The sequence below is a fragment of the Bradyrhizobium sp. ORS 278 genome, from assembly GCF_000026145.1.
Taxonomy (GTDB): Bacteria; Pseudomonadota; Alphaproteobacteria; order Rhizobiales; family Xanthobacteraceae; genus Bradyrhizobium.
The window spans coordinates 7,137,308-7,162,749 of record NC_009445.1 but is presented as its reverse complement, the minus strand read 5'-3'; the positions used below and the strand labels follow the sequence as shown (position 1 = coordinate 7,162,749).

Genomic DNA, 25,442 nt, shown 5'->3' with positions numbered 1-25,442 from the left:
AGCGATGCTCATCGGTCATCGGCCCAAGGAATTCCTGCTCGCGGTCGAAGCGCTCACCGTCTCGTTCGACGGCTTCAAAGCGGTCAACGATCTTTCCTTCTATGTCGAGGAGAACGAGATCCGCGTCATCATCGGCCCGAACGGTGCGGGCAAGACGACGGTGCTTGACCTGATCTGCGGCAAGACCAAAGCGACCTCCGGCTCGATCCAGTTCCGCGGCAAGGAGCTGACCAAGCTGCGCGAGAACGAGATCGTCAAGGCCGGCGTCGGGCGCAAATTCCAGACGCCGTCGGTGTTCGAGGATCTCAGCGTGTTCGAGAATCTCGAGATCTCGTTCCCGCGTGGCCGCACCGTGTTCGGCTCGCTCGCCTTCAAGCGCGACACCGTCGTGAAGGATCGTGTCGAGGAGGTCGCCGAGATGATCTTCCTGAAGGATCGCCTCAAGACCTCGGCGGCCGAGCTCAGCCACGGCCAGAAGCAGTGGCTCGAGATCGGCATGCTGCTGATCCAGAACCCTGACCTCTTGATGCTCGACGAGCCCGTCGCCGGCATGAGCGTCAGCGAGCGCGCCAAGACCGCCGAGCTGCTCAACCGCATCATCAAGGACCGCTCGGTGCTGGTGATCGAGCACGACATGAAGTTCGTCGAGGACATCGCCCACAAGGTCACCGTGCTGCACCAGGGGCAGATCCTGTCCGAGGGCACGATGGACAAGGTCAAGAACGACCCCAAGGTCGTCGAAGTCTATCTCGGGCATTGAGCAGGAGCAGAACTGATGTTGGCAATCTCCGATCTCCATGTCGCCTATGGCCAGAGCGAGGTGCTGCATGGCCTGAACGTCAAGGTCGCGCCGAACGAGATCGTTGCGATCATGGGGCGCAACGGCATGGGCAAGACCACCTTGATGAAGTCGCTGATGGGCATACTGCCCGCCAAGAGCGGCTCGATCGCGATGGACGGCTCTGAGCTCTCCGGCATGAAGAGCTATGAGCGTGTCGCCAAGGGGCTCGCCTACGTGCCGCAGGGCCGCATGATCTTCTCGACCATGACGGTCAAGGAGAACATCGAGACCGGCCTCGTCGTCTCCGGCGAGTCCGAGGTGCCCGGCGACATCTATGAGCTGTTCCCGGTGCTCTTGGAGATGAAGGGCCGCCGCGGCGGCAATCTTTCCGGCGGCCAGCAGCAGCAGCTCGCGATCGCCCGCGCGCTCGCCACCAAGCCGAAGGTGCTGCTGCTCGACGAGCCAACCGAGGGTATCCAGCCGTCGATCATCAAGGAGATGGCGCGCACCCTGAAACGCATCCGCGACGAGAAGGGGCTGTCGATCGTCGTCTCCGAGCAGGTGCTGAGCTTCGCGCTCGATATCGCCGACCGCGTGCTGGTGATCGAGAACGGCGAGATCGTCCGCGACGATCCGCGCGACCAGGTCGATGCCGCGCAGGTCTCGAAATATCTGTCCGTCTAACCACTCCGTCCAAGCAAAGGTAAAGGGGAGCTCTTGATGCCTGACACACTGATCAAGGTCGATCTGACCAAGTCGGCCTACGAGAACGATAAGGTGCACAATCGCTGGCACCCGGACATCCCGATGGTGGAGTGGGTCAACCCCGGTGACGACTTCATCATCGAGACCTATGACTGGACCGGCGGCTTCATCAAGAACAACGACTCGGCCGACGACGTTCGCGACATCGACCTGTCGATCGTGCACTTCCTCTCGGGCCCGATCGGCGTCAAGGGCGCCGAGCCCGGCGACCTCCTCGTCGTCGACCTGCTCGACGTCGGCCCGCTGAAGGAGAGCCTGTGGGGCTTCAACGGCTTCTTCTCCAAGCAGAATGGCGGCGGCTTCCTGACCGACCACTTCCCGCTGGCGCAGAAGTCGATCTGGGACATCAAGGGCCTCTACACCTCGTCGCGCCATGTGCCGGGCGTGAACTTCGCCGGACTGATCCATCCCGGCCTGATCGGCTGTCTGCCCGATCCGAAGCTGCTCGCGACCTGGAACGAGCGCGAGACCGCGCTGATCGCGACCAACCCGACCCGCGTGCCGGGCCTCGCCAACCCGCCGTTCGCGCCGACCGCCCATGCCGGCCAGGCCAAGGGCGACGTCAAGGCGAAGATCGGCGCCGAGGGCGCCCGCACCGTGCCGCCGCGCGAGCATGGCGGCAATTGCGACATCAAGGACCTGTCGCGCGGCTCGAAGATCTACTTCCCGGTCTACGTGCCCGGCGGCGGCCTCTCGATGGGCGACCTGCACTTCAGCCAGGGTGACGGCGAGATCACCTTCTGCGGCGCCATCGAGATGGCCGGCTGGCTGCACATCAAGGTCGACGTCATCAAGGACGGCGTCGCCAAGTACGGCATCAAGAACCCGATCTTCAAGCCGTCGCCGATCACGCCGAACTATCGCGACTACCTGATCTTCGAGGGCATCTCGGTCGACGAGGCCGGCAAGCAGCACTACCTCGACGTCCACATCGCCTATCGCCAGGCCTGTCTCAACGCCATCGAGTACCTGAAGAAGTTCGGCTACTCCGGCGCCCAGGCCTATTCGATCCTCGGCACCGCGCCGGTGCAGGGCCACATCTCCGGCGTGGTCGACGTGCCCAACGCCTGCGCCACGCTATGGCTGCCGACCGAGATCTTCGACTTCGACGTGATGCCGTCGGCGGCGGGGCCGATCAAGCACATCAAGGGCGATATCCAGATGCCGATCTCGCCTGACAAATAACGCTCTCCCTGTGCGACGGGGTGCGGGACGGCTGCGTATCTGGCCGCCCCGCATCTGCCGCGCCGAGGAGAGAGACGATGTTGCGCAGGAGATGAGACAATGCCGGTTTATGAATATCTCTGTGATGAATGCGGTCCCTTCACCGACATGCGCCCGATGGCGGAATGTGATGATCCGCAGGTCTGCCCGCAATGCCAGGACATGGCCCCGCGCGTGATCCTCACCGCGCCCGCCTTCGCCTGCATGCCGGCGGAGCGGCGTACGGCGCATGCCACCAATGAGCGCAGCCGCCACGCGCCGCAGACGGTTGCGGAATACAAGGCCAAGCACGGCGCGGGTTGCGGCTGCTGCTCGCCGAAGAAATCGCCACGGCTGATGACCAAGACCAAGAGCGGCGCCAAGGGCTTTCCCACGGCGCGGCCCTGGATGATCAGCCACTGACGTGCGAGGGGCGGCGTCTCCGCCCCTCAGCGCGAGGCCGGCACCCGGCGCGGTCCGGGTCCGGCCGGCTGGCCGCCGAACTTGGCGCTCATCGTATTGGCGCCGTCGCTGATATCGACCAGCGTCTTGCGGCTCTCGTCGATCACCTTGGCGGATTTGCGCTTGAAGCTGTCCACGAGCTCGCGCATCGACTTGATCTGATCGAACAGCTGGTCGGGATTGCCGTCGGCGAAACCGGGAATGGCGCCGTCGATCTTGGTGACCAGCGTGTCGAAGCCCTTGAAGATGTCCTCGGCCTTGTCGATGGCGGAGTCGAATGCCGCGGTCTTGGCCTGCAGCGACGCCGTTTCCGACTCGAAGGTCTGCAGTGCGTCCTTGATCGCGGGCGCATTGGTGACGACGTATTTGTCGATGTTGTGCACCGTCTCGACCATCGTCTCCTGGTCCTTGAGATCGGCTGAGAGCACCGGCACGCCGTCGTGATCCAGCGGTACCGGCGGCGCCGTCGGCGCGCCGCCGACCAGCGAGATCGCGGCGATGCCGGTCAGGCCCTGGAACTCGATGCCCGCCGTGGTGTCCTTGCGGATCGGCGCCGACTTGTCGAGCGTGATCATGGCGACGATCTTGCGCGGGCTCTCCAGGTTGATCGACAGGATCTGCCCGGCCTGCACGCCGTCGAAATTCACCGGGCCGCCCTTGCGCAGGCCCGCTGCCGAGCCGCCGTCGAACACCACGCGCATGGTGCCGCGCTGCTCGGCAACCCGGCGCTTCTGCTTGATCAGGACACCGCTGATCCCGGCCGCCACGGCCGCGATCGTCAAGGTTCCGACAATGAGATTGATCGCGCGCATTCCAGGTCCGCTGCTGCCTCTGCTCGATTTTAGCCGCTAAGCCTTCCGGATGAAAGCTCAGCGCGCGAGGCCAGGTCGTGAGGGGGCAGCGAGGCCGGCCAGCAGCACCGCGAGGATACCGGTGAGAAAGACGCCGTCGAAGGTGCCGGCGCCGCCGATCGAGGCCACGGGGGCGCCGAGGCTGCCGATCTTGTCGAGGTTCATCAGATCGGCGCCGACCAGCGTGCCCATCGAGCCGCCGATATAGGCCAATGGCGCAGCGTATTCGCGCGACAGCAGGAAGGCGAGGATCGCGGTCACGACGACCGGCGCGAACACCGGCACGGCGATGCCCACGCCCCGCACCGGCGTCGCCATGGCGTGGATGATGACCGCGATCACCAGCACGGCGATCGTCGCGCGCAGCCAGAGCTGGTAGCGGAGCACGAGGTAGGTCGACATCAAGGTCGGGATCACCGCGCCGCCGACGTTCACCGCCAGCAGCGTGCCCGGCCATTGATGCACCAGCGGCACGACATATTGCATGCCGAAGAAATCGATGATCTCGCCGGAGCGCGCCACCTGTCCCGGCAGCATCGTGATCGGGATGTTGAAATAGCTGCCGACCAGCGAGCCGAACAGCAGCAGCATCGCCGTGCCCGAGCTGACGCCGAGCTTCATGTAGGCATAGCGCAGGATGCCGAGCTGGATCAGGACGAGCAGGACGCCGAACGCCAGTACCAGGATGGCGAAGAAAGCGGGCGTGATCGGCAGATACTGAACTTGGGAATGCATGTCGGAAGCGCTTGGGATACGAGCCTTGCTGACGTGGCGGGATCATCCCACGACGGCGGCAGGGTGACAAATGGTCATCCGGCGCTTGGTTCCCAAGGGCGGCCATGCTTGCCTCCCGCATCAATCGCCGATCAGCGTGGCATGCAGCACGTAGCGTTCGGGTCCCTGTGTCAGCGCGTCGAATGGCCAGCAGGTCGACAGCACCAGCTCGGCACGGTCGGTCATCGTATCGATGCCGGGCGCATCGAAGTGCACGACGCGGGAGGCATCGGCGCGATAGCGGAAGCTCTTGCCGTCGCGCCTGACGACGTCGATCTCGTCGCCGATCGCCACATCTTTCAGGAAGCGGAAATGCGTGTCGCGATGCGCGGAATAGACGGCGATGCCGGGCTCGCCCGGCTCGGCCGTGCCCTCGACATGCCCGGCGCCGAAGGCCAGCGCCTGGCCGCTGGAGCCGGCCAGCGCGATGGTGGAGACGCCGAGGCGCTTCACTTTGATACCGGCCACCGGGACGGTGTCGGCCCATGACCACGGCTTGATCGGCTGCCCTGTCGCAATGGTCTGGGTGAAGGCGCGGTCGAGCAGCACCTGCGCGACGACAGCCTTGGCGTGGATAAGCGCGCCATGACCGAACAGGATGACTCCGACAAGGGCGACCGCGAGCGGGATGACAAATTGTGGCATTCTCTCTCCTCCTGTCATTGCGAGCGAAGCGAAGCAATCCAGGGGCGCGCGTGCAGCCCTGGATTGCTTCGTCGCTTCGCTCCTCGCAATGACGATCCTCGTTAGTTGGCAGCCCGCCGCCGGAGGGCGGCGAGCCAGATCAGTTCGAGTAGCAAGATGCCGAGGCCGAGCAGCATGCTCAGCTCGGCATCGGTGGCCGTCTTCGGCAGCGTGATCGTCGCGGGCGTGGTCGGCACCACGGGCCGCTTCAGCGCGGTGAGCTGGATGTCGCCCGCTCCTTCGGCGCGGCGGTCCCTCTGCATCGCCGGCATCCGGCCGCGCTCGCCGAACACTTTCTCAAAGTCCCAGCCGGCCGGCAGGTTGATCGGCAGCTCGGCGAGCTTCAGCGGTTCGCCGTCGGAGCGGCGCGGGGTCTTGTCGACGGCGACGAGGCTGGTCAGGCGGGTCACCAGCTGATGCTGCAGCGCCAGCTTCAAGATCGCGCCATCGGCTTCGTCCGGCGTCATCTGCCGCATCGTCTTCGCCACCTCGGCGTCACCGATCTTGCGCCGTGCCCACAATTTCGAAAGGCCCTTGCCTTCCGCGGCGCCCGACAGCGGCAGCGTGATCGTCCAAGGCTGGTCGCCGATGCGGCCCTTCAGCTGCAGCGAGCCCGCGAGGCGGTCGATTTTGGCGGCGAGCACCAGCGGCTCGTTGCGATAGACGTCCGGCAGCACGGCCGGCGTGAGGTCGGCGGAGGCTTCCGAGAACGTCGCTGTCAGCCCCGTCACGACGGGATTCTCCAGCTTGGCGAACAGATCGCGCATGCGCTCCTCGACCTGCTCGACCGAGCCGATGTGGGTGAAGGCGCCGCGGCCGAGCTCGGCGGCACGGCTCATCAGATAGGTGTTCGGCGCCGAGCCGATACCCACCATGAAGATGCGCGAGCGGCCGCGCATCGCGGTGATGGTCTCGAACAGCTGCTGATCGTTGCCGATGGCGCCGTCGGTCAGGAACACCACTTGGCGCATGCGATCGCTGTCGCTGCCGTCGTCGGTCAGCGCCGCGCGCATCGCCGGCACCATCTCGGTGCCGCCGCGCGCATCGAGTGAACTGACGAAGCGGGTGGCGTTGCCGACATGCTCGGCGTCGGCCGGCACCGAGGACGGAAACAGCACCGTCATCGTGTCGTCGAAGCGGATCACGTTGAAGCGATCATTCGGCTGCAGCCGTCCGAGTGCATAGAGCAGGCTGGCCTTGGCCTGGCGGATCGAGGTGCCGCCCATCGAGCCGGAATTGTCGATCACGAAAATGACGTCGCGCGGCTGCGGGCGTTGAGTGGCCGTGGCCACCGCCGGCGGCGTGACGAAGGCGAGCAGGTAGTCGGCATCGCCGACCTGCTCGTGGAACAGGCCGACCGACGGCATGTTTTCCGAGGCCGGCTTCCAGGTCAGCTCGAAGTCGCGATCGGCGGGCACCACGCCGTCGGCCAGGGTGATGACGCGTGTCTCGGCATCGGTGCTCTCGACCGTCACCTGGTGATGGTGGCTCTTGACCTCGCCGAGCGCGAAGCCGGCCTGCAGCCGCACGGTGATCTTCGTTGGATTCACCGGATCGTTCTTGGCGGGGTCGAGCACCTCGGGCGAGATGCGGTCGCGGTCCGGCACCGGATCGTTGCTCGCGGCGCCCCAGCCGTTGCTGGCCGGGCGCAGCTCGACACTCTGCACGATCGGCTTGGGATTGTAGCGCGGCGCCACCACCAGCGGCACCCGCAGCGAGAACTCGCCGGCGACCTGCGCCACCGGCTGCTGATACTCGATCTGCACCAGTATGGTCTCGCCCGGGCCGATATTGGCGAGCGAGTTGGTGAAGATGTTCGGCCGCTCCTGCTCGGTCAGCGCTGCGGTCTTGCCGTCGCGCCTGGCCTGCTCGTAGATCACCCTCGCCTCCTGGCGCGGCTTGATGTCGCCGACCACGACGCGGTCGCCGACAATCATCTTCAGCGTGTCAACCGCGCTGTCCGGCGGCAGCGGGTAGACGTAGACGGCCTCCATCCATTGCGAGCTGGTATTCTTGAACAGCTGCGTCACGCGCGCCCGCGCGGTCGGGCCGGACACGACGATATCGACGTCGATGCCGAGCCGTGGCGCTTCCGCGTAGCCGGCGTCAGACTTGAACAGCAGCGCGCCGGAGCGCGCTTCGCCCGGCTTGGTCAGCGGCGCCAGCGGGCCTTCGGCTGACCAGCCCGGCGTGATGCTGAGAAACAGCGCGGTGAAGGCCACCAGCGCCACGGCGGCGGCTTGCAGCAGCAGGAACAGCAGCATGGTGACGATCCAGGACCGCACCGGGTGGGCGCTGCTGCGGATGTCATAGTCGATCGTGTTACTCATCGGGGGCTCCGCAACGAGAATGGGGCAGGCTGAGAGTGAGCGCGGCGCGCTGTCGTCGCGAGCGGAATGGTCGGTCTTGTTCGGTCACCGGCCGCCGGGCGCCGTCCGGTGTGGACCCGGGGCCGGCTGAATTGTCCGGGTTTGTGCTGATTTGTCCGTCTGCTAGAAGAAGGCCGCGCCATACGGCAGGGACCAGGATGTCGAACCCGGACACCAACGAGCTTTCCGACGAGCAGAGCCGGCAGGTCGCGGAGACCATCCGCGAGGAGATCGCGCGCCGGCGGATGTCGCGCCAGACGCTGGCGGAGCAGGCCAAGCTCAGCCTCTCGACGCTCGAGAAGGCGCTGGGCGGCCGCCGTCCGTTCACGCTCGCCACCATCGTCCGGCTCGAGCAGGCGCTCGGCATGTCCCTGCGCAGGGCGCCGAGCGCGCCGGCCGCCGCGCCGGCTCCGAGCGGCGGCATCGCGCCGGACAGCCTCGGCTCCTACTCGCGCCGCGCGGTCGAATGGATCGAGGGCACCTACGTGACCTTGCGGCCTTCGTTCGGCGACAAGCAGGCGATCTATTCCTATCGCACCGACATCCTCTGGGACGATGCGGCCGCGTCGCTGGTGTTTCGCGAGGGCGCGCGGCTCGATGCGGCCTTCTCTCAGTTCGGCGAGGTCGCCGTGCCCAACCAGTCCGGCTTCGTCTACCTGGTCACCAACCGCCACGGCCAGCACCGCCTGATCACGGTGTCGCGTCCGACCATCACAGGCGAGATGTACGGCATCATCACGACCCTGCTCGCCGGCCGCGGCTCGCTGCTGACCCCGATCGCCGCCCCGATCGCGCTGCTGCCGCTGCGCAACGTGGCGGAGCCGAGCTTTGGGCGGCTCGGGGCTGATGATGTGAACTATCAGCTGTATCGCGAGCACCTGCGCAAGACGACCGATGAGCCGTTCGCGCTGTTCGTGCAGGGCGTGCCGTGAGGTGTTAGTCGTAGGGTGGGCAAAGGCGCGCCCGCACTGCTTGCGTGACGACCTCCGCTGCATCGCGCGCCGTGCCCACCATTGGCTCCGAATGTGCCGCCAGATGGTGGGCACGCAACCGCCCTGCGGGCGTCTGCTTTGCCCACCCTACGGCCGTTTGAATTGTTGGGCCCGGTGCTAACCACCGTCATTGCGAGGAGCAAAGCGACGAAGCAATCCAGAGTCGCGCACTCCGCCCCTGGATTGCTTCGCTGCGCTCGCAATGACGGAGCTTGTGGCTGGCGCCGTGCTTCTCCACATGCAGCGTCGTCCCGGCGAACGCCGGGACCCATACCCCCAGGGAGGAGTTTGAGGTCGGCTGGTCATTGGCCTTTTGCCCGGCACGACCGCCGCGGCGTATGGGTCTCGGATCGGCGCCGTGCCGCGCGTTGCGCGTCGCGGCTTGTCCGGGACGGCGGCGGATGCGGCGGATTCACGGGCTCAAACAGCAGAACGCTCACGCAACACAGCGTTTGATCAGCAGAACGGCACAAGCAGCAGAACGTCAGACGCAACAGAGAAAATCGAGCAGCGGACGATGGACGGACATGTCGTCGCATTCCCGCGGCACATCATGCCCGAGGTCTGCGATCGGTTCGTCCCTCGCGAACGTGCAGAGGGCGCAGGGAATGCCGGGTGAGGGCCTCACCCATGGCCCGCCTGCGAAAAAAATGCAGGCGGCAGGTACCACAGGTGCAGCCGACATTCCGGCATTCCCTGCGCGATGGGTGGAACGCTTATACGCAGTCTCCCTGGTGCGCCGGGCTTGTTGGCCACCATCACCACGCGGCATATCAGCGCCATCGCGGCTTGACACCAGCATCGGGGTGTCAGGACGCTGCGACTTCACGTCCGCAGGGTTCCGTTCGTCCGCGCATCCGGAGACACGCTGCGGCACCCTCACGGCCATCGCATCCCCACCTCGCGTGTCGTGACGATCGCGCGCAACGCCCCTCTGCGGTGAGGCGGGATGCGCAGGAGATAATCATGAATGCCGAAAAATAGCAAGAAGATTTTCATAATCGGAAGTTTCGCCGCCGGGGCGGTGAGCCCCCCTCCCCCTTGCGGGGAGGGGTCGGGGGTGGGGGTCCACGAATTCCGCTCGCAATGTTGCGGACGAATAGTCTGGACGCATGAGGCCGAAATGGGTCGTGCCCCTCATGCCGTTCGGAGTGCGCGGACCCCCACCCCCAACCCCTCCCCGCAAGGGGGAGGGGAGCCGACTGCCGTCGACGCGAGGGCGCGGCTCAAGTGAACAGCGCTGCGTAGGGACAGCCGTGGGCGCGCCGATCGGGCGAATGCGGCGCGCCAGCGCTACAACGGCTTAGCGCGCCGCGCCTCGCTTATCCCCCGACATCCGCGCTGATGATGTCCCCGAACAGGTCCCATTTGCCGCCCTTGAACTGCATCATCTTGAGCTGCTCGATCGGGGCGAAATCGTTCGGGCCGGTGTTGACCTTGATGCCGGGGATCAGGGTGTCGGGCGCGAAGTCCTTCAGGCTGGCGGCCTGCTTCATGACGTTCTCGCGGGTGAGATTGTCGCCGCACTGCTTCAGGGTCTGCACCATGGTCTGCGCGGCGGCGTAGCCATAGGCGAGGTTGGCGTCGGAGATATTGGCGCCGGGCATGTACTTGTCGATGAAGGCCATGAACTTCTTCATGCCCTCGTCGTCCTTCCACTGCGGATCCGACGGGTCCTTGAGATAGCCGGCGGACAGCACGCCCTCGGAGGCCTCGAGGCCGGCCGGCTTCATCACGGCGCCGATCGAGATCGACACGTCGGTCATGACATGCATCGGCTTCCATTCCAGCTCGGCGATCTTCTTGATCGCTTGCGCTGCGAATTTAGGCGTGGCGATGTTGACGAACACGTCGGCGCCCGTGCCTTTCAGCTTGACGATGTGAGCATCGATCGACGGCTCCGAGGTCTCGTAGCTCTCCTCGGCGACGAGCATCGTCTTGGCCTTGTCGCCGAGCACCTCCTTGATGCCGAGGACGTAGTCCTTGCCGAAATCGTCATTGGCATAGAAGATCGCAATCTTCGCGTTCGGCTTTTCCTTCAGGATGTACTTGGCGAAGATCCGCGCCTCGACGCGGTAGCTGGGCTGGAAGCCCATCGTCCACGGAAAGTCCTTGGGGTCGTTCCACTTGCTGGCGCCGGTGGCGAGGAACAGCTGCGGCACCTTCTTGGAATTGTGGTACTTCTGCACGGCGGTCTGGGTCGGCGTGCCCAGCGCGTTGAACACCAGGAACACCTCGTCGCTCTCGATCAGCTTGCGCACCTGCTCGACCGTCTTGGGCGGGCTGTAGCCGTCGTCATAGGAGATGAAGTTGATCTTGCGGCCGTTCACCCCGCCCTGATCGTTGATCATCTTGAAATAGGCTTCCTCGGTCTTGCCGATGATGCCGTAGGCCGAGGCGGGGCCGCTATAGGCCTCGACATTGCCGATCTTGATCTCGGTGTCGGTGGCGCCGGTGTCGTATTTCTTCTGGGCGAGCGCGCTGTGGCTCGCCAGAACGGAGAACGCGGCGGCGGCCGCGAAAGACAGCAGAGTCCTGGTCGTCATCGGCAACATTCCCTGGGCTTCCTCTGGTTGGTCTTATGAGTCTTGGTGGTCGGAGATGCGCGGTGTCGGCCGCGCATCTGACATCACGACGCCTGCTGGACCAGATCGACGGCCGATGCGATCGCAAAGCTCTTGCGCAGGGTCGGCTTGTGGATCTTGCCGGTGGCGTTGCGCGGCAGCGCGTCGACGAAGCGGACGGTGCGCGGGCATTTGAAGCGCGCCAGGTTGGCCTGGCAGTGCGCGAAGATGTCGGCTTCGCTCAAGGTCTGTCCCGGCTTGACCGCGACGATCGCCATACCGGTCTCGCCCCATTGCGGATCGGCGATGCCGATCACCGCGGCCTCGGCCACGGCGCTCAGCCGATGCAGCACGCTCTCGACCTCGGCCGGATAGACGTTCTCGCCGCCGGAAATGTACATGTCCTTCCAGCGGTCGACGATATAGTAGAAGCCTTCGTCGTCGACGCGGGTCGCGTCGCCGGTATGCAGCCAGCCGTCGGTGAAGGAGGCGCGGTTGGCGTCGGGCCGGTTCCAGTAGCCGGGCGTCACGTTGGGGCCGCGCACCCAGAGTTCGCCGAGCTCGCCGACTTCAGCATCGCTGCCGTCGGGGCGCACGATGCGCACCTCGGTATGCAGCACCGGCTTGCCGGCCGAGCCTGCCTTGCGCGCGGCATCCTCGCGGTCGAGCGCCAGCACGGCCGGCGAGGTCTCGGTCATGCCATAGCCCTGCTGGAGCGCGACGCCGCGTTTCTCCCAGGTCTCGAGCAGCGGCACCGGCATCGGCGCGCCGCCGACGCCGCCGATTACCAGCCGGCTGAAATCGGCGGTCGCGAACGCCGGATGCTGCGCCATGAACTGATAGATCGCGGGCACGCCGAAGAACACGTTGATGCCCTGGGCCCGATCGCTGATGAGTTGCAGCGCCTGGCCGGGATCGAAGGCGCGCATGATCAGCACGGTGGCGCCGACATGCAGCACCGGATTGGTGTAGCAGTTGAGACCGCCGGTGTGGAACAGCGGCAGCACCGTCAGCAGCACCGAGGACGGCGTGATGTAGGCGGGGCCGCCGAGATTGACGCAATTGTAGAACGTCATGCCGTGGGTGATCATCGCCCCCTTCGGCTGGCCCGTCGTGCCCGACGTGTACATGATGGTCGAGACGTCATCGAGCGTCACCGGCTCGACCGCGGCGAGCGGTTTTGCAGTCGCGATCGCCTGCTCGTAGCTGCCGCCCGGGCCATAGCGGAGCGCAGAGCCGACGCCGCACAGCCGGCTCACCGCGAGCGCGGTGTCGGCGAGGTCGTCGTCATGGATCATCAGTTTCGGCGCGCAGTCGCCGACGATGAACTGCAGCTCGGGGACGGTGAGGCGGGTGTTCAGCGGCACGAAGATGGCACCGACGCGGAAGCAGGCGAACTGCACTTCCAAAGTATCGGTGGCGTTCAGCGCCAGCACGGTGACGCGGTCGCCCTTGGCCAGATCACAGGTGTCGCGGAGATGGCCGGCCAGGCGCGCAACGCGGGCGTCGAACTCCGCATAGCTGAAGCGGCGGCCGCTGCCGAGATCCACCATGGCGATCTTCGTCGGCGTCCTGCGCGCATGATGCGCAATCCAGTCGTAATACCGTACTGGCACGCGTTTCCTCCTGGTCTCAGGCGATCTGATGCCGCCTTGATCGCGATCGTGTCTTGCCGTCTCTTGCCGGCGCGTCCCGGCCTTCCGGCGGGGCGGCGGAACGCGCGGCATTTTTGGCCGCGAGTGGGCCGGTGAGTGCATTGCACTGTCTTGCGTTCAGACGCTGGTTGGACGTCACGAATGCGCGCTTGGCCGGGCGCGATTTCGGCAGTCAGCGCCTCGACGCAAGGCGATACCGCGGCTTCCGGTCATCCTTGCCGACGCAGCAACCAGAGCCCGGCATCGATGACGAAAAGCCCGTTCTATACGGCCGAGCACGAGGCCTTCCGCGACGTCATCAGGCGCTTTGTCGACAAGGAGATCGCGCCATTCGCGAACGCCTGGGACGAGGCCGGCGAATTCCCGCGCACGCTGTATACGAAGGCGGCCGAGATCGGTCTGCTGGGCCTGGGCTTTCCGGAAGAGTTCGGCGGTGTGGCCGCCGATCAGTTCATGAGGATCGTGTCGTCGCAGGAGCTGGCCAGGGCCGGCATCGGCGGCGTCAGCGCCAGCCTGATGAGCCACAGCATCGGCGCGCCGCCGATCGCGCGCGCGGCACGGCCGGAGGTGCGCGCGAAGGTGCTGCCGGAGATCCTGTCGGGACGCAAGATCTCGGCACTCGCGATCACCGAGCCGAGCGGCGGCTCGGACGTCGCCAATCTCCGCACCAAGGCGGTGCGCGACGGCAATCATTACGTGGTGAGTGGCGAGAAGACGTTCATCACCTCGGGCGTGCGCGCCGACTACATCACCGTCGCCGTGCGCACGGGTGGACCTGGGCCGGCGGGTGTCAGTCTGCTGCTCATTCCCGGCGACACGCCCGGGCTGACCCGCACCAGGCTGAACAAGATGGGCTGGTGGGCGTCGGATACCGCGACCCTGCATTTCGACAATTGCCGCGTGCCGGCCGAGAACCTGATCGGCGAGGAGGGGCAGGGCTTCAAGCTGATCATGCACAATTTCAACAGCGAGCGGATGGGCATGGCGGCGAGCTGCACGGCGTTCGCCCGCGTCTGCCTCGACGATGCGATTGCGTATGCGAAAGAGCGCCAGACCTTCGGCAAGCCGTTGGCGCAGCACCAGGTGATCCGGCACAAGCTGGTCGACATGGCGCAGCGCGTCGCGGCCTCGCAGGCAATGCTGGAGATGCTGGCGTGGCGGCTCGAACAGGGTGATAATCCCGTTGCCGAGATCTGCATGATGAAGAACCAGGCGACGCAGACGATGGCCTATTGCGCCTCCGAGGCGGTGCAGATTTTCGGCGGCGCGGGCTTCATGCGCGGCGTCCGTGTCGAGCGGATCTATCGCGAGGTCAAGGTCAATGCGATCGGCGGCGGCACCGAGGAGATCATGAAGGACCTGGCAAGCCGGCAGATGGGATTGTGACGAGTCGCGCGCCACGATCCATGGAGTTGCTCGGGCAGACGATCCCGATGCGGCCGTCCTTCGAGACGCCCGCCAAGAGGCGGGCTCCTCAGGACGAGGGCTTTTACTTGGCGGGCAGCAGACCCTCATGGTGAGGAGCGCCCCTTGGCGCGTCTCGAACCATGAGGCCGGATGGCTTCGGGGTGTACTGGGCTCGCCCGAATTGACGAGAGGAAATGGAATGCTCTTCACCGCCGATCACGACGAACCGCGCCGCATCCTGCAGAAGTTCATCGCCGCCGAGATCAACCCCCATGTCGACGAATGGGAGGAGGCCGGCATCTTCCCCGCGCATGAGCTGTTCAAGAAGCTCGGTGACCTCGGCTTCCTCGGCCTCAACAAGCCGGTCGAGTTCGGCGGCCAGGGACTGGACTATTCCTACGCGCTGATGATGGCGGAGGAGCTCGGCGCCATCAATTGCGGCGCCATCCCGATGGCGATCGGGGTGCAGACCGACATGGCGACGCCGGCGCTGGCGCGGTTCGGCTCCGACACCGTGCGCAAGGAGTTCCTGGCGCCTGCGATCTCCGGCGACTACGTCGCCTGCATCGGCGTCTCCGAGCCCGGTGCCGGCTCCGACGTCGCCTCGATCAAGACCCAGGCGCGCGCCGATGGCGACGACTACGTCATCAATGGCGGCAAGATGTGGATCACCAACGGCACGCAGGCGGATTTCATCTGCCTGCTCGCCAACACCAGCGACGGCCCGGTTCACCGCAACAAGTCGCTGATCTGCGTGCCGATGAAGAGCAGGGGCGTGCAGGTCGCGCGCAAGCTCGACAAGATGGGCATGCGCTCGTCCGACACCGCGCAGATCTTCTTCGATAATGTGAGAGTGCCGAAGCGCAACCGCGTCGGCGAGGAGGGTATGGGCTTCACCTACCAGATGATGCAGTTCCAGGAGGAGCGGCTGTGGGCCGGCGCGGCCTGCCTCAAGGCGCATGAGGCGATCATCAACGCGACCATCGAGTACACGCGAAATCGCAAGGCGTTCGGCCGCTCGATCCTCGACAACCAGGTCGTCCATTTCCGCCTCGCCGAGCTGCAGACCGAGGTCGAGCTGCTGCGCGCGCTGACCTATCAGGCCGCCGAGGCGCTGGTGGCCGGCGAAGATGTGACGCGGCTCGCGACGATGGTGAAGCTGAAGACGGGCCGGCTGGGCCGCGAGCTCACCGATGCCTGCCTGCAATATTGGGGCGGCATGGGCTTTATGAACGAGACGCCGGTCAGCCGCGCTTATCGTGATTCGCGCCTGAGCTCGATCGGCGGCGGCGCCGACGAGGTGATGCTGACGATCCTGTGCAAGATGATGGGCACGTTGCCGGGCATGGCCAAGGCGGGGAACGCCTGATGATCACGCTGTATCATTGCGACGGCGCCCGCTCGTTCCGCCCGCTGTGGATGCTGGAGGAGCTCGGGGCCAACTACGAATTGAAGATGCTGCCGTTCCCGCCGCGGGTGCTGGCCAAGGAGTATCTGGCGATCAATCCGCTCGGAACGATTCCTTATCTGATCGACGGCGAGACGAAGATGACGGAGTCCTCCGGCATCTGCCACTATCTCGGCGTCAAGCACGGCCCGACGCCGCTGATGGTCGAGCCTGAGGAGAAGGATTACGGCGCATTCCTGAACTGGATGTATTTCTCGGACGCGACGCTCACGTTCCCGCAGACGCTGGTATTGCGATACACGCAGCTCGAGCCGGAGGAGCGGCGCTCGCCGCAGGTCGCGACGGATTATGCCAAATGGTTCCTGGGCCGGCTGCGCGCGGTGGAGGCAGCCACGGCCAATGCCGAATTCCTGAGCGGCGGCCGCTTCACCGCGGCGGATATCGTCATCGGCTACGCGCTTCGGCTTGCCGACACACTCGGGCTGTCCAAGGAATTCGGGCCGAATGTCGCCGCCTATTGGGCGCGCCTGCAGCAGCGCGACGGCTATCAGCGGGCCCGCGCCGCCGAGCAGCGCGCCGGCGTCGAGCAGGGCATCAAGCCGCGCGTCAGGCCCTAGCCGTCGGCGCCGTCATTCCGGGATGGTCCGAAGGACCAGACCCGGATTCTCGAGATTCCGGGTTCGATGCTGCGCATCGCCCCGGAATGACGGACATCTCGAATCGGTGAGTTAACCGCGACAAAAATCGGCAGTCGTCGCCGATGACAGCGGCGCGAATTGCGCTATGGTTCTTTCCCAAAGAAGCGGCCGACAGAGCCGCGCCTCAGGAGGAAGACCCATGGATGCGAATCCCATGGATGTGAAGACCATGGACGTGACCCGCCGGGAGTCCGGCCATCTCATGCTGATCACGCCCGAGCGCGTCTTCTACGCCGGGCTGCTCGGCCGACCGCGCCAGCGTTGCTCGGGCGCGTTCCATATCTATGTCGCGCTGACCGGCAGCCTGCGGCTGTTGCCCGAGGGCGGCGAGGCGCGTTCCGGCGAATTGCTGGTAGTGCCGCCGAACAAGCAGCACACGATCGAGAGCGATTACCGTACCGTCATCGTCGTCACCATGGAGCCTGAGAGCGTGCCGATCGGAACGCTCGACCGCTTCGCAGCCAAGGTCGCGCGCGAGGCCGAGGCCTATGCCTGCCGCATCCGCGCCGCCTATGAGGAGCTGGTGCAGCGGCCGCTCTCCGGCGACGTCTCCAGCGCGGTGTTCGACCGGCTCTGCTTCGGCGAGGTGCTGCCGCAGCGGACGCTCGATCCGCGCGTGGTCAAGGCGATCGGGCTGATCAACCGCTTCTCCGGCGAGCCGGCGACGGCGGAGAGCTGCGCCGCAGCCGTGGGGCTGTCGACCTCGCGCTTCCTGCATCTGTTCAAGGAGGAGACCGACATCTCCTTCCGTTCGTTCCGCGCCTGGAAGCGCGCGCGGCACCTGCTCAACTACGCCAACCAGGATCTCAACCTCGCGCATCTCGCGCAGGACATCGGCTATCCCGATTCCACGCATTTCAGCCACTCGATCCGCCGCTTCTACGGCTTGAAGCCGCGCGCGATCTTCTCCGGCTCGCGCGATCTCGCGATCTATCGCAGCGGCGAGATCAGCCAGGACATCGCGGTAGCGCGTTGACGCAAGCAGATCTGTCGGGGCCTTGCGCATGATGATGGCGGTCGCGTCGCGGCCGTCGTCATCAGTCAAGGTCCTGCATGAGCAACAAAGCCGTCATCACCTGCGCGCTGAACGGCGTGCTCACCGATCCCAGGCAGCACAACGTGCCGGTCACGCCGGAGGAGATGGCGCGCGAGGCGCGCCGCGCCTATGACGCCGGTGCTGCGATCATGCATATCCATCTGCGCCAGCAGGCGCCGGGCAAGGGCCATCTTCCCTCGTGGGAGGTGAAGGTTTCGCGCGAGATCCAACAGGCGATCCGCGAGGCCTGTCCCGGTGTGATCATCAACCACACCTCGGGCGTGTCGGGTCCGAGCTATCAAGGCGCGCTCGACTGCATCCGTGAGACCCGGCCGGAGATCGCGGCCTGCAATGCCGGCTCGCTGAACTATCTGAAGGTCAAGGCCGACAACAGCTGGGCTTGGCCGCCGATGATGTTCGACAATTCGGTCGAGAAGATCGGCGACTATCTCGCGGTCATGAAGGCCGTGAACACGATTCCGGAGTTCGAGTGCTTCGACGTCGGCATTGTGCGCTGCGTCGGCATGTATCGCCAGACCGGGATGTATGCGGGTCCGCTCGAATACAACTTCGTGATGGGCGTGGCATCGGGCATGCCCGCGGATCCGGAGCTGCTGCCGATCCTGCTCAAGCTGAAGCTGCCGGAGGCGCATTGGCAGGTCACGGCGATCGGCCGCGCCGAGATCTGGCCGCTGCACCAGCGCTGCGCCGAGCTCGGCGGCCATCTGCGCACCGGACTCGAGGATACGTTCTATCTCGGCGACGGCACCAAGGTGACCTCGAACGGCCAGCTGATCGAGGCGATCGCCGCCTGCGCCCGGCGCGCGGGGCGTGAGATCGCGAGCCCTGCCGAGGCGCGGCAGATGTTCGGGACTATCAACTGACAAATCGAGTGCCGTCATTGCGAGCGCAGCGAAGCAATCCAGGGGCCAAACAGGAAGTCTGGATTGCTTCGTCGCTGCGCTCCTCGCAATGACGAACTCGTTAATCCCAAGGTACTCGTAAGCCAAACTCCATGGCCATCATCGACAACACCATCTCTCCCACGGGCGCCGCCTTTCAAACCAATCGCGACGGCATGCTCGGGCTGATCGCGCGGATGCGCGAACTGGAGGCGCGGACGCGCAAGGCCTCTGCGGCGGCCAAGGACCGCTTCCATCAGCGCGGCCAGCTGCTGCCGCGCGAGCGCGTCGCGCTTGTGCTCGATCCCGGTGCGCCGTTTCTGGAGCTGTCGACGCTCGCCGGCTACATGTTCGATACGCCGGATCCGGCGAAGAGCGTGCCGGGCGGCGGCGTGATCGCCGGCATCGGCTTCGTCTCGGGCGTGCGCTGCATGGTGTCGGCCAACGACGCGGCCATCGATGCCGGCGCGCTGCAGCCCTACGGCCTCGATAAGACGCTGCGCGTGCAGGAGCTGGCGCTGGAGAACAGGCTGCCTTACGTGCAACTGGTGGAGAGCGCCGGCGCCAACCTCTTGCGCTACCGCGTCGAGGACTTCGTGCGCGGCGGCAACATCTTTCGCAATTTGGCGCGGCTGTCGGCAGCGGGGCTCCCCGTGGTGACCGTGACGCACGGCTCGTCGACCGCGGGCGGCGCCTACCAGACCGGTCTGTCCGACTACATCGTCATGGTCCGCGGCCGCACTCGCGCCTTCCTCGCGGGGCCGCCGCTGCTGAAGGCCGCGACCGGCGAGATCGCCACCGAGGAGGAGCTCGGCGGCGCCGAGATGCACACCGCGATCTCCGGCCTCGGCGACTATCTCGCCGAGGACGATCGCGACGGCTTGCGCATCGCGCGCGAGATCATGGGCAGGCTGAACTGGGACCGGCCGTCGCACGAAGCGTGCGCGGCAAAGCCGCCGCGCTACGATCAGGAGGAGCTGCTCGGCATCATGCCGCTCGATCACAAGCGCCCCGTCGACATGCGCCAGGTGATCGCGCGGATCGTCGACGACAGCGATTTCGTCGAGATGTCGCCGAACTACGGCCCTGCGACCGTGTGCGGCCATGCCCGGATCGAGGGCGAGGCGATCGGCATCGTCACCAACAATGGCCCGCTTGACCCGGCCGGCGCCAACAAGGCGACGCATTTCATCCAGGCCTGCTGCCAGAGCCGCACGCCGATCCTCTACCTCAACAACACCACCGGCTACATGGTCGGCCGCGCCTATGAGGAGGCCGGCATGATCAAGCACGGCTCCAAGATGATCCAGGCGGTGACTTCGGCGACGGTGCCGCAGATCACGATCTATTGCGGCGCCTCGTTCGGCGCCGGCAATTACGGCATGTGCGGCCGCGGCTTCCATCCGCGCTTCTGCTTCTCATGGCCGAACGCCAAGACGGCTGTCATGGGCGGCGAGCAGGCGGCCGAGACGATGGCGATCGTCACGGAGGCGGCCGCGGCCCGCCGCGGCAAACCGGTCGAGCGCGACAAGCTCGATGCCATGAAGGCGCAGATCATCGGCGTGTTCGACAGCCAGATGGACGTGTTCGCGACGTCGGCGCGCGTGCTCGACGACGGCGTGATCGATCCGCGCGACACCCGCGCGGTGCTGTCGGAGGTGCTGGCGATCTGCCGCGAGGCCGAAGCGCGCGCGCCGCAGCGGATGCAGTTCTCGGTGGCCCGGCCATGACAAGGGACATCAGCGGAGAGAAGACGATGTCGCGCAGGCCCTTCCACAAGGTGCTGATCGCCAACCGCGGCGAGATTGCGCTGCGTGTGATGCGGACCGCGCGCCGACTCGGCTACCGCGTCGTCGCCGTCTACTCGGATGTCGACGCTGATGCCCCGCATGTCCGGCTTGCCGACCAGGCCGTTCGCATCGGCGCGCCGCCGCCGGCGCAGTCCTATCTGAATATTGCCGCGATCATCGCCGCGGCCAAGGCGACCGGCGCGGACGCCGTGCATCCCGGCTACGGCTTTCTCGCCGAGAATGAGGATTTTGCTCAGGCCTGCAAGGACGCGGGTCTGGTCTTCGTCGGCCCGTCACCGGATGCGATTGCGGCGATGGGCAACAAGGCCGGCGCGAAGACGATCATGCAGCGCGCCGGCGTACCCTGCGTGCCCGGCTATCAGGGCGAGGATGGGGGTGACGAGGCGATGCTCCGCGAAGCGAAGCGCATCGGCTTCCCGGTGATGATCAAGGCCGTCGCCGGCGGCGGCGGTCGCGGTATGCGGCTCGTGAACGAGGCGTATGCATTCCCGGATCTGCTGCGCAGCGCGCGCTCGGAGGCTGCTGCGGCGTTCGGCGACGGCACCGTCATCCTGGAGAAGGCGATCGCCAACCCGCGTCACATCGAGATCCAGGTGTTCGGAGACAGCCATGGCAACGCCGTGCATCTCGGCGAGCGCGACTGCTCGGTGCAACGGCGGCACCAGAAGCTGATCGAAGAGGCGCCGTCGCCGGCCGTCGGCCCGGAGCTACGCGCACGCATGGGTGCGGTCGCGGTGCAGGCGGTCAAGGCGCTTGGCTATGAGGGAGCTGGGACGCTCGAATTCCTGCTCGATGGCGACGGCCGGTTCTACTTCATGGAAATGAATACGCGGCTGCAGGTCGAGCATCCCGTGACCGAGGCGTTGACGGGGCTCGATCTCGTCGAGTGGCAACTTCGCGTCGCCGCCGGCGAGCCGCTACCGCTGCGTCAGGAGCAGATCAGCTTCGTTGGCCACGCCATTGAGGTCCGGCTGTGCTCGGAGGATGCGGCGCAGGATTTCATGCCACGATCCGGGCGCATGGCGCTGTGGCAGATGCCGGAGACGGTCCGCGTCGAGCATGCGCTGGAATCGGGAACGGAGATTCCGCCGGACTACGATTCGATGATCGCCAAGCTGATCAGCCACGGCGCAACCCGTGAGGAGGCGCGGGCCCGTCTGATCGTGGGTCTGGAGCAGGCGGTCGCGCTGGGCGTCGTGACCAACCAGTGGTTTCTGCTGTCCTGTCTGCGGCACCCGGCGTTCGCGGCGGGCAAGGCGACCACAGCCTTCATCGCAACACATCGCGACGAGCTGAGGGCGCCCTTGATCGCTGCGGAGGATATGGCGCTGCTCGCCGTGCTGCTCTCCGTCAGTCACCCGCTGGCGCATCCCGTCCGCCGGGGGCGTTCGCTCGCCGCCACCTTTGCGACGCCGCTCCGTTTCGAGCTTGGCGGCGAGTTGAGGGAGTGCGAGCTGTCGCGCGATCGTGACGGCAGCTATTGTGTGACGCACAATGGCGCGGAGCAGCGCAGCGAGATCGTCACGCTCGATGCCGATACGATTCGAATCCGCCGGGGCGACGTCGTCGACGTCGTCCGCTTCGCGCGCGACGGTGATCGGCTGTTCGTACAGTCGCGTGGTCGGACGCTGGTGCTGCGCGACCTCACGCTGGGGGCGCCGCAGTCCACCGCGGCGGCCGGCGGTGATGGCAAGGTGCGCGCCGCGTTGAACGGCCGCGTCGTCGCCATGCTCGTCAAGGCCGGCGATCAGGTGGCCGCGGGACAGCCGGTGCTGACTCTGGAAGCGATGAAGATGGAGCACGTCCACACGGCCGGCTTGGCCGGGACTGTGAGTGCGATCGCGGTCGCTGAGGGCGATCAGGTGACGACGGGACAGATCGTGATCGAGATCAAGCGGTGATTGCCGGGCCGTGGTTTCGCTGTCTGATCGGGTGAGGAGTTAAGCTGCGTCTCATCGCGGCAGTTGGCGCCGCAACGTTGCGACCAGGCGCGACGTCTGGAACGGCTTCGACAGCAGCGGCGCGGTGGCGAATTCTTCAGGGCACTGGTCGACGGCGTAACCGGTGACGGCGACGAAAGGCACGCCTTCGGCCATCAGCGCGCGGGCGATCGGGGCCGAGGTCTCATGGCCGAGGTTGACGTCGAGAACCGCGAGATCGCAGCGGTGCCGCTCGAGCAGATGCAGCGCCTTGCTCACGGTGGGCGCGACGCCGACGATGGCGAAGCCCGCTTCCTCCAGCTCGACGGAGAGGTCGAAGCCGATCATGGGATCGTCCTCGACGATCAGGACGTTGATCTTGTCAGCGAGGGGCATGGCTGTTGCCGCGGCTGATGCGTTGCAGGGGGCACCTCAGGTGCCAGCTCAGCCCCGGCGGGGCGAACTCGACCTGCACGGTACCGTCGAGTCCGGCCCGGACCATGTCCGAGATCACGCGGCTGCCGAAACCGTGATGCTCCGGGGCAGACACCGGCGGTCCGCCGCTCTCGCGCCAGTTGATGACGAATGTGTCGCCATCGCGCGACCAAGTCAGCGCGACGCGCCCGTCATGATCCGACAGCGCGCCATACTTGGCCGCATTGGTCGCAAGCTCGTGGATCGCCATGCCGATCGCCTGCGCCGCCTCCGGCGTCAGCTCGATCTGCGGACCGTCGATGGCGATGCGGTTGCCGATCAGGTCGCGGAAGGCGCCGAGCTGCGAGCGGACGAGGTCGACGAGCGGAATGAAACGCCAGTCGTTCTGGATCAGGAGATCCTGGTTGCCAGCGATTGCCTGCAGGCGCGCGAGGAAACGGTTGAGGTCGAGCTGCCGCCCGTGCCGCGTCATCTGACGCGCGATCGCCTGCACCAGCGACAGCATGTTCTTGCTGCGATGGTTCACCTCGGCGAGCAAAGTGCGCAGCTGCTCGCGCGTCTGACGCTTGTCGGTGATGTCGCGCACGATCTTCGAGGCGCCGATGATGCGGCCGCTCGCGTCGCGTACCGGCGAGACCGTCACGGAGACGTCGATCTGCGCGCCATCCTTGCGCAGGCGGATCGTTTCGAAATTGTCGATCATCCCGCCCGAGACGACGGTAGCGAGGATGCGGTCCTCCTCGGCCTGACGCTCGAGCGGAATGATGGTGCGAATCGAGCGGTTGATCATCTCGGCTTCCGAGAAGCCGAAGATGCGCTCCGCGCTCTTGTTCCAGCTGGTGACGGTGCCGTCCAGCGTCTTGCTGACCACGCCGTCCGACGACGAGGCGACGATCGCGGCGAGCATCGCCGCGCCGCGTTCCGCCTGCTTCGACTGGGTTACGTCGCGCAGGATTCCGGAGATCCCGATGATCCGATCGTGACGGTCGCGGATCGGCGAGAAGGTCGCGGCAACCTCGATCGGCCGCCCATCCTTCGTGAGGCGGACTGTTTCGAAGCCTTCAACGGCTTCCCCGCTGCCGACACGTTGCCGAATCGCCTGGGCCTCCTCTCTCAGCTCCGGCGGAATGATGTCCATCACCGGCTGGCCGATCATCTCGGCCGCGCTGTAGCCCAACATCCGTTCGCAAGACCCGTTCCAGCTGCGAATGATTCCTTCAATGGTCGTGCCGAAGATCGCATCGGCGGATGCGCTCACGATCGCGGCGAGATAGGCCGTATCGTCATCGGTCATTTGGGGGGCGGTGGAGGCGCCGGGCATTCCGTGCACGTCGCACGCTCCTTGCTAGCAGTTCGGCAGAGACGATGCCGCGCACCCGATTACCAACTCGTTTGTGTACGAATGCAAGCTCTATCTCGTTCGCTGCATATTGTTAGTTTTTTCCGGCAACGAGCGAAACGGAGCCGCGCCGTCGGCAGACCAAGGGGGGTCATGCGACGTGCTCCAGCTCGGGATGGCGCGTACACCAAACGCAGACTGGACAGTTTTGTTCCGGTGGATCTGCCGCGAAAAGCGGCGGGTGCGGCCGCAGCCCGCCTTCAGAGTACGGCGCGGTGCCAGCCTGCCGGCAGATACCGCTTGGGCCTATTGTCCGAGGCTGAGGATGTAGTCCGCAAGATCGGCCGCATCGGCCGCGCTCAGCGGATTGTTGGCCATGGTCGCGTGCGGGAGCAGCAGAAACTTCACCAGCATCTCCCGGGTCACGCCCGGCTTTGTGGCGATGGCGGCGAACGGCTGGGCGCGGCGGAATCGGGACGGCTCCCCACCGATGGCATGGCAGGCGGCGCACCAGCGCGAGGCCAGCTGATGCCCGTGCTCGAGGTCGTCAGCCGAAGCGCCGGCCGACGCCAGAACAAGCAGCGCGATCGATAACGCAGTGGCGTGGCGCACCGGCGGCCCTCCTCACAGTGGCTGGTCGTCGTCGGTCGACGGCTGCTCCTGCAGCGAGACGATATCGCCGCCGCCGAGCTCGTCCTCCGGCGGCGGATAGATCCACATGTGGTCGCGCACCTCACGAACGCCCTGCACGCTCGTCGCCGCCACGATCGCGGTGGCCCGTTCGGCCTCGTGGCGCACCGCACCGCTGAGATGCGCGATACCGTTGCGGACGACGACGTTGAAGCGGCAATGCTTGCAGGCCGCCTGATCGAGCGCATCGAGGATGGCGCTGCGAATCACGTCGTCATCGCGGGTCGGGGCCGGCACGGTCGTGGCGAGGTCCGCGAGCGTCTGCACGAAATCGGTCTGCGTCACCATGCCGGCCAGTTGGTCGCCATTCATGACCGGAAGCCGCTTGATGCTGCGCTTCTCCATGACTTCGGCGATCTCCGCAAGGCTCGCATCGGTGCCGACGGTGACGGCCGGCCGGCTCATGATGTCGCCGACGGTGCGGCCATGGGAATGGACGAAATCCGCGCCGATCCGGCCGCGTCCGACCAGGAGGTCGAGCCAGCGGCCCTGCTTGCGCTCGGTGCCGAGCTCTGCGCGGCGCAGGAAGTCGCCGTCGGTGACCATTCCGACCAGCCGGCCAGAGGCATCGATGACCGGCAACCCGCCGATATGGTTGCGCAGCATGATCCGGGCCGCCTCGGCCACCGGGGTTCCCGGCGTCACCGTGATCACCGATCGGGTCATGATTTGATGAGCGCGCATGTCGTCGTCTCGC

22 protein-coding genes are annotated in these 25,442 nt (G+C 66.1%); 12 read left to right on the top strand and 10 right to left on the bottom strand.

Going from position 1 to position 25,442, the window contains the following annotated elements; genetic code table 11:
- Positions 1-4: 4 nt before the first annotated feature.
- The 4 genes from urtD to BRADO_RS32010 all read left to right on the top strand — a co-directional run bounded on the left by urtD (position 5) and on the right by BRADO_RS32010 (position 3,172).
- Positions 5-760, top strand: a complete 756-nt coding sequence (gene urtD, locus BRADO_RS32025) for an urea ABC transporter ATP-binding protein UrtD (RefSeq protein ID WP_012030349.1) — start codon at positions 5-7, stop codon at positions 758-760.
- 15 nt (positions 761-775) lie between these two features.
- On the top strand, positions 776-1,465 hold the full coding sequence (urtE, locus tag BRADO_RS32020; protein WP_012030348.1) for an urea ABC transporter ATP-binding subunit UrtE: 690 nt from the start codon (positions 776-778) through the stop codon (positions 1,463-1,465).
- 36 nt (positions 1,466-1,501) lie between these two features.
- Positions 1,502-2,731: a formamidase gene (fmdA, locus tag BRADO_RS32015; RefSeq protein WP_009031409.1), complete on the top strand. Its 1,230-nt coding sequence runs from the start codon at positions 1,502-1,504 to the stop codon at positions 2,729-2,731.
- A 99-nt stretch (positions 2,732-2,830) separates the two neighbouring features.
- Positions 2,831-3,172, top strand: coding sequence for a zinc ribbon domain-containing protein (locus tag BRADO_RS32010; RefSeq protein WP_012030346.1), 342 nt, complete (start codon positions 2,831-2,833; stop codon positions 3,170-3,172).
- 26 nt (positions 3,173-3,198) lie between these two features.
- On the opposite strand, the gene BRADO_RS32005 is transcribed toward BRADO_RS32010, so the two are convergent.
- The 4 genes from BRADO_RS32005 to BRADO_RS31990 form a co-directional block, all read right to left on the bottom strand.
- Positions 3,199-4,023, bottom strand: coding sequence for an MlaD family protein (locus BRADO_RS32005; RefSeq protein ID WP_012030345.1), 825 nt, complete (start codon positions 4,021-4,023; stop codon positions 3,199-3,201).
- Positions 4,024-4,080: 57 nt separating this feature from the next.
- Entirely contained in the window at positions 4,081-4,797 is a 717-nt protein-coding gene (locus tag BRADO_RS32000) for a DUF1614 domain-containing protein (protein ID WP_012030344.1), read from the bottom strand.
- Between the two features lie 120 nt (positions 4,798-4,917).
- On the bottom strand, positions 4,918-5,481 hold the full coding sequence (locus BRADO_RS31995; RefSeq protein ID WP_012030343.1) for a class GN sortase: 564 nt from the start codon (positions 5,479-5,481) through the stop codon (positions 4,918-4,920).
- A 101-nt stretch (positions 5,482-5,582) separates the two neighbouring features.
- Positions 5,583-7,850 carry a marine proteobacterial sortase target protein gene (locus BRADO_RS31990; protein WP_012030342.1) on the bottom strand — a complete coding sequence of 756 codons (2,268 nt, stop codon included), beginning with the start codon at positions 7,848-7,850 and terminating at the stop codon, positions 5,583-5,585.
- 197 nt (positions 7,851-8,047) lie between these two features.
- Between BRADO_RS31990 and BRADO_RS31985 the strand changes: the two genes are divergently transcribed.
- Complete coding sequence (locus BRADO_RS31985; protein ID WP_012030341.1) at positions 8,048-8,821, top strand: helix-turn-helix transcriptional regulator; 774 nt, start codon at positions 8,048-8,050, stop codon at positions 8,819-8,821.
- Positions 8,822-10,203: 1,382 nt separating this feature from the next.
- On the opposite strand, the gene BRADO_RS31980 is transcribed toward BRADO_RS31985, so the two are convergent.
- Positions 10,204-11,436: an ABC transporter substrate-binding protein gene (locus BRADO_RS31980; RefSeq protein WP_012030340.1), complete on the bottom strand. Its 1,233-nt coding sequence runs from the start codon at positions 11,434-11,436 to the stop codon at positions 10,204-10,206.
- A gap of 74 nt (positions 11,437-11,510) precedes the next feature.
- Positions 11,511-13,061: a long-chain fatty acid--CoA ligase gene (locus BRADO_RS31975; protein ID WP_012030339.1), complete on the bottom strand. Its 1,551-nt coding sequence runs from the start codon at positions 13,059-13,061 to the stop codon at positions 11,511-11,513.
- Positions 13,062-13,346: 285 nt separating this feature from the next.
- On the opposite strand from BRADO_RS31975, the gene BRADO_RS31970 reads away from it, so the two are divergent.
- The 7 genes from BRADO_RS31970 (at position 13,347) to BRADO_RS31940 (ending at position 22,263) form a co-directional block, all read left to right on the top strand.
- Positions 13,347-14,486 (top strand): acyl-CoA dehydrogenase family protein, encoded by a 1,140-nt coding sequence (locus tag BRADO_RS31970; RefSeq protein WP_012030338.1) that lies wholly within the window; start codon positions 13,347-13,349, stop codon positions 14,484-14,486.
- Between the two features lie 220 nt (positions 14,487-14,706).
- The gene (locus BRADO_RS31965; RefSeq protein WP_012030337.1) at positions 14,707-15,876 is read left to right on the top strand and encodes an acyl-CoA dehydrogenase family protein; all 1,170 of its coding nucleotides are present in this window, start codon (positions 14,707-14,709) and stop codon (positions 15,874-15,876) included.
- The gene (locus tag BRADO_RS31960; RefSeq protein ID WP_012030336.1) at positions 15,876-16,532 is read left to right on the top strand and encodes a glutathione S-transferase family protein; all 657 of its coding nucleotides are present in this window, start codon (positions 15,876-15,878) and stop codon (positions 16,530-16,532) included. The genes BRADO_RS31965 and BRADO_RS31960 overlap by 1 nt, the downstream gene beginning before the upstream one ends.
- 250 nt (positions 16,533-16,782) lie before the next feature.
- Positions 16,783-17,589, top strand: coding sequence for a helix-turn-helix domain-containing protein (locus BRADO_RS31955; protein WP_041757907.1), 807 nt, complete (start codon positions 16,783-16,785; stop codon positions 17,587-17,589).
- 77 nt (positions 17,590-17,666) lie between these two features.
- Positions 17,667-18,533, top strand: coding sequence for a 3-keto-5-aminohexanoate cleavage protein (locus BRADO_RS31950; protein WP_012030334.1), 867 nt, complete (start codon positions 17,667-17,669; stop codon positions 18,531-18,533).
- Between the two features lie 131 nt (positions 18,534-18,664).
- Positions 18,665-20,281 carry an acyl-CoA carboxylase subunit beta gene (locus tag BRADO_RS31945; protein WP_012030333.1) on the top strand — a complete coding sequence of 539 codons (1,617 nt, stop codon included), beginning with the start codon at positions 18,665-18,667 and terminating at the stop codon, positions 20,279-20,281.
- 26 nt (positions 20,282-20,307) lie between these two features.
- A complete protein-coding gene (locus tag BRADO_RS31940; protein ID WP_012030332.1) occupies positions 20,308-22,263 on the top strand; it encodes an acetyl-CoA carboxylase biotin carboxylase subunit in 1,956 nt (651 codons plus the stop codon).
- A gap of 51 nt (positions 22,264-22,314) precedes the next feature.
- On the opposite strand, the gene BRADO_RS31935 is transcribed toward BRADO_RS31940, so the two are convergent.
- From BRADO_RS31935 to BRADO_RS31920, 4 genes are all read right to left on the bottom strand, one after another.
- A complete protein-coding gene (locus BRADO_RS31935) occupies positions 22,315-22,677 on the bottom strand; it encodes a response regulator (protein WP_083795004.1) in 363 nt (120 codons plus the stop codon).
- Positions 22,664-24,046, bottom strand: a complete 1,383-nt coding sequence (locus tag BRADO_RS31930) for a sensor histidine kinase (RefSeq protein ID WP_012030330.1) — start codon at positions 24,044-24,046, stop codon at positions 22,664-22,666. The genes BRADO_RS31935 and BRADO_RS31930 overlap by 14 nt, the downstream gene beginning before the upstream one ends.
- 315 nt (positions 24,047-24,361) lie before the next feature.
- The gene (locus BRADO_RS31925) at positions 24,362-24,667 is read right to left on the bottom strand and encodes a cytochrome c (RefSeq protein ID WP_012030329.1); all 306 of its coding nucleotides are present in this window, start codon (positions 24,665-24,667) and stop codon (positions 24,362-24,364) included.
- Between the two features lie 12 nt (positions 24,668-24,679).
- Positions 24,680-25,429: a CBS domain-containing protein gene (locus BRADO_RS31920; RefSeq protein ID WP_012030328.1), complete on the bottom strand. Its 750-nt coding sequence runs from the start codon at positions 25,427-25,429 to the stop codon at positions 24,680-24,682.
- Between the last annotated feature and the right edge of the window lie 13 nt (positions 25,430-25,442).

Coding starts and splice junctions, on each gene's coding strand:
- urtD (WP_012030349.1), top strand. CDS start 5: ATGCTCATCGGTCATCGGCCCAAGGAATTCCTGCTCGCGGTCGAAGCG.
- urtE (WP_012030348.1), top strand. CDS start 776: ATGTTGGCAATCTCCGATCTCCATGTCGCCTATGGCCAGAGCGAGGTG.
- fmdA (WP_009031409.1), top strand. CDS start 1,502: ATGCCTGACACACTGATCAAGGTCGATCTGACCAAGTCGGCCTACGAG.
- BRADO_RS32010 (WP_012030346.1), top strand. CDS start 2,831: ATGCCGGTTTATGAATATCTCTGTGATGAATGCGGTCCCTTCACCGAC.
- BRADO_RS32005 (WP_012030345.1), bottom strand. CDS start 4,023: ATGCGCGCGATCAATCTCATTGTCGGAACCTTGACGATCGCGGCCGTG.
- BRADO_RS32000 (WP_012030344.1), bottom strand. CDS start 4,797: ATGCATTCCCAAGTTCAGTATCTGCCGATCACGCCCGCTTTCTTCGCC.
- BRADO_RS31995 (WP_012030343.1), bottom strand. CDS start 5,481: ATGCCACAATTTGTCATCCCGCTCGCGGTCGCCCTTGTCGGAGTCATC.
- BRADO_RS31990 (WP_012030342.1), bottom strand. CDS start 7,850: ATGAGTAACACGATCGACTATGACATCCGCAGCAGCGCCCACCCGGTG.
- BRADO_RS31985 (WP_012030341.1), top strand. CDS start 8,048: ATGTCGAACCCGGACACCAACGAGCTTTCCGACGAGCAGAGCCGGCAG.
- BRADO_RS31980 (WP_012030340.1), bottom strand. CDS start 11,436: ATGTTGCCGATGACGACCAGGACTCTGCTGTCTTTCGCGGCCGCCGCC.
- BRADO_RS31970 (WP_012030338.1), top strand. CDS start 13,347: ATGACGAAAAGCCCGTTCTATACGGCCGAGCACGAGGCCTTCCGCGAC.
- BRADO_RS31965 (WP_012030337.1), top strand. CDS start 14,707: ATGCTCTTCACCGCCGATCACGACGAACCGCGCCGCATCCTGCAGAAG.
- BRADO_RS31960 (WP_012030336.1), top strand. CDS start 15,876: ATGATCACGCTGTATCATTGCGACGGCGCCCGCTCGTTCCGCCCGCTG.
- BRADO_RS31955 (WP_041757907.1), top strand. CDS start 16,783: ATGGACGTGACCCGCCGGGAGTCCGGCCATCTCATGCTGATCACGCCC.
- BRADO_RS31950 (WP_012030334.1), top strand. CDS start 17,667: ATGAGCAACAAAGCCGTCATCACCTGCGCGCTGAACGGCGTGCTCACC.
- BRADO_RS31945 (WP_012030333.1), top strand. CDS start 18,665: ATGGCCATCATCGACAACACCATCTCTCCCACGGGCGCCGCCTTTCAA.
- BRADO_RS31940 (WP_012030332.1), top strand. CDS start 20,308: ATGTCGCGCAGGCCCTTCCACAAGGTGCTGATCGCCAACCGCGGCGAG.
- BRADO_RS31935 (WP_083795004.1), bottom strand. CDS start 22,677: ATGCCCCTCGCTGACAAGATCAACGTCCTGATCGTCGAGGACGATCCC.
- BRADO_RS31920 (WP_012030328.1), bottom strand. CDS start 25,429: ATGCGCGCTCATCAAATCATGACCCGATCGGTGATCACGGTGACGCCG.